Source organism: Microcystis sp. M53603_WE2 (genome assembly GCF_030065435.1).
The window spans coordinates 1-2,813 of sequence record NZ_JASJFF010000513.1; the positions used below are offsets into that span (position 1 = coordinate 1).

4 protein-coding genes are annotated in these 2,813 nt (G+C 41.9%); 1 reads left to right on the forward strand and 3 read right to left on the reverse strand.

All coding sequences use genetic code 11. The annotated features are described in order from the left end of the window. The first annotated feature begins 231 nt into the window (after positions 1-231). Positions 232-1,389: a chromate efflux transporter gene (chrA, locus tag PX481_RS10670; protein ID WP_002761363.1), complete on the forward strand. Its 1,158-nt coding sequence runs from the start codon at positions 232-234 to the stop codon at positions 1,387-1,389. Between the two features lie 164 nt (positions 1,390-1,553). On the opposite strand, the gene hisG is transcribed toward chrA, so the two are convergent. From hisG to PX481_RS10685, 3 genes are all read right to left on the reverse strand, one after another. Next, positions 1,554-2,201 carry an ATP phosphoribosyltransferase gene (gene hisG / locus PX481_RS10675; RefSeq protein ID WP_002761364.1) on the reverse strand — a complete coding sequence of 216 codons (648 nt, stop codon included), beginning with the start codon at positions 2,199-2,201 and terminating at the stop codon, positions 1,554-1,556. After that, complete coding sequence (locus PX481_RS10680) at positions 2,122-2,388, reverse strand: hypothetical protein (RefSeq protein ID WP_196219856.1); 267 nt, start codon at positions 2,386-2,388, stop codon at positions 2,122-2,124. The genes hisG and PX481_RS10680 overlap by 80 nt, the downstream gene beginning before the upstream one ends. Beyond that, positions 2,385-2,813: HAD family hydrolase (locus tag PX481_RS10685; protein ID WP_288094562.1), on the reverse strand; the 429-nt coding region annotated here is incomplete at its 5' end. The genes PX481_RS10680 and PX481_RS10685, both read right to left, overlap by 4 nt.

Here is a 2,813-nt window from a genome sequence, read left to right on the forward strand (position 1 = left end):
ATTGAGTTTGTGTAAAAAGCTTTTGCAATTATGGAATTTTGGAATTGACGAGATCTGGCTAAGTAGGTAGGTGTTAAAAGTTGTCAGACACCCCCCTTATCAAGGGGGGGAGGGGGGATCGAACCCAAAATCTATCTTCAATTTAACTATAACTACTTACTTAATAATTTAACTTAAGCTTATTCTTTTGGATATAAACTTGATTCTAGAAAAACTATTGGTAATCAGAAAATGCTGACTTCATCGCCTCCCAATCTCTCGCAACTTGCCCTTTTATTTCTCAAAATCGGCATTATCGGTTTTGGTGGTCCGGCTGCCCATATCGCTTTAATGGAGGAAGAAGTGGTTAAGCGTCGCGGTTGGATGACTAAGGAGCGATTTCTCGATTTGGTGGGGGCCACTAATCTGATTCCTGGTCCTAATTCCACGGAAATGGCCATTCATATCGGTTATATTTTTGGTGGTTTAGCGGGTTTAATAATCACCGGGGTTTGTTTTATTACTCCTGCGGTGTTAATTACGGGTTTTCTAGCTTGGATCTATACTACCTACGGGACTTTACCGGATGTGGCTCCGATTTTTGCGGGGATTAAACCGGTGGTAATTGCGGTGATTTTTCAGGCACTCTGGCGCTTAGGCAAAAAGGCACTGAAAACCCGTCAATTACTCTTCATCGGATTGGGAGTTATCGGATTATTAATCTTAGGTTTAAATGAAGTTATCGCTTTACTGTTAGGCGGAATTATCGGGATGTTTATCCTAAAAAAATTCGCTACTTTCCCCCTGATTGTGGCAGGAATAGGCGGTGCGACGGCGGTTGCTACTCCTAGCAACATCCCACCGACATTAACAGGATTAGGGCTATTTTTCCTCAAGGTGGGTAGTGTTTTATTTGGTAGTGGTTATGTGTTAGTTGCCTTTTTGGAAGGGGATTTAGTGCAGGGGAGAGGATGGTTAACCCAGCAACAATTATTAGATGCTATTGCTGTGGGTCAATTTACCCCCGGTCCGGTATTATCCACAGCCACTTTTATCGGTTATCAAATATTAGGAGTATCGGGGGCAATTGTGGCGACTCTAGCGATTTTCTTTCCTTCTTTTATCTTTGTTTTATTACTTAATCCTCTTATTCCTAAGCTGAGAGAATCGGTTTGGGCGGGTGCTTTTTTAGATGCAATTAATGCTAGTGCCGTGGCTTTAATGGTAGCGGTAATTTTTAATTTAGCTCTAGCTACTTGGTTACAACCCTACGGGAATTTACCTTTTAATTTATTGGCTATCATTCTATCTCTTATTTCTGCTATTCTTTTACTACGTTTTCAGGTTAATTCTACTTGGTTAATTCTTGCTGGTGCGCTTATTGGTTTGCTCTTAAAACAATTAGGTTAGGGGGAAATAAGTAAATGGTTCTAATTAAATAGATTTTGCCTTTAATCCCCTCTTGATCCCTAGGGTTGATTCAAGGTAGGGTTGATTCAAGGTAGGGTTGATTTAAGGTAGGGTTGATTTAAGGTAGGGTTGATTCATGAATCAACCCTACCCTTGATACCCGCTTAATAAGGGGGGTGCTGATTCGTTAAACTGAGCTTTTCTACCCAGTTATAAATCTGATCGCGATTTAGTCTATAGCTTAGAGGATGGGCGATTAATCGAGCGCTACTAGCAAATAATTCGTCAATTTCTACTAAACCATTTTCGCGTAAAGTTCGACCGGTGGACACTAGGTCAACTATCGCTTCTGACATCCCCGTAATCGGGCCTAATTCTACGGAACCATAGAGAGGTATAATCTCGACGGGAATATCTAAACGACGAAAATAATCCTTAGCACAATTGACAAATTTTGAGGCAACTTTACCGTGATGGGGAATGTCTAGAGGACTTTGATAGGGACTATCAGCAGGGACAGCTACTGACATCCGACAATAACCAAATTTTAGGTCAATTAAATTAGCCACATCGGGAGATTTTTCCAATAAAATATCATAACCAGCGATGCCTAATTGTGCCTGACCGTATTCTACATAAACTGGTACATCTGTTGCTCTGACTAATAACGCTTTCGCTTGGTTAGTAGGGTCGGTAATCTGTAATTGGCGATTTTTTGAGTCAAGAAAGGCACTAAAATCTAAGCCAATTTTCTGAAATATTTGGATACTTTCGTTTAGTAAAGCACCCTTCGGTAAGGCAATTGTTAGCATAGAGGGAATTATGAATTGGGAAGTGGGGGAGTGGGGTGTGGGGTGTGGGGTGTAGGGTGTGGGGTGTGGGGTGTAGGGTGTAGGGTGTAGGGTGTGGGGTGTGGGGAGAATAAATAAAAAATAATCTCCTGACTCCTGAATCCTGAATCCTGAATCCTGAATCCTGTCTCCTAACAGCTAAAATCATAACTGATAACTGATAACCGAGATGGCAGTAAGTTCTCTAATGACCACATCAGCTAATTGTAAATCTTGATGGTTTTCCGGTTGCCAACTAATTGCGATCGCTGCTGCTGATTTTGCCTGTTTAGCCATTTCCCAATCGGCCCTAGTGTCCCCCACCATCAGGGTTTTGTCCACTGCGGTCCCCAAAGCTTGACAGGTTTCTTGCAATAATAGGGGATCGGGTTTACTTAAACCTCGATCGCATCCCCGAACAATTTTAATATAATTTAATAGGTGATTTTCCTTGACAAATTGCTCAACTCGTGCTGTGGTATCGGAGGAAAGAATCGCCAATTGTAAACCGGCCGCGTGCAGATAACGAATTACTTCTAAACATTGGGGATAGAGGGGATTTAAGCGGGGGGGAACCTTTTCATCGGCCGCTTG

Bases quoted from the DNA above. Each gene is read 5' to 3' on its own strand.
- chrA (WP_002761363.1), top strand. From the start codon at position 232: ATGCTGACTTCATCGCCTCCCAATCTCTCGCAACTTGCCCTTTTATTT.
- hisG (WP_002761364.1), bottom strand. From the start codon at position 2,201: ATGCTAACAATTGCCTTACCGAAGGGTGCTTTACTAAACGAAAGTATC.
- PX481_RS10680 (WP_196219856.1), bottom strand. From the start codon at position 2,388: ATGATTTTAGCTGTTAGGAGACAGGATTCAGGATTCAGGATTCAGGAT.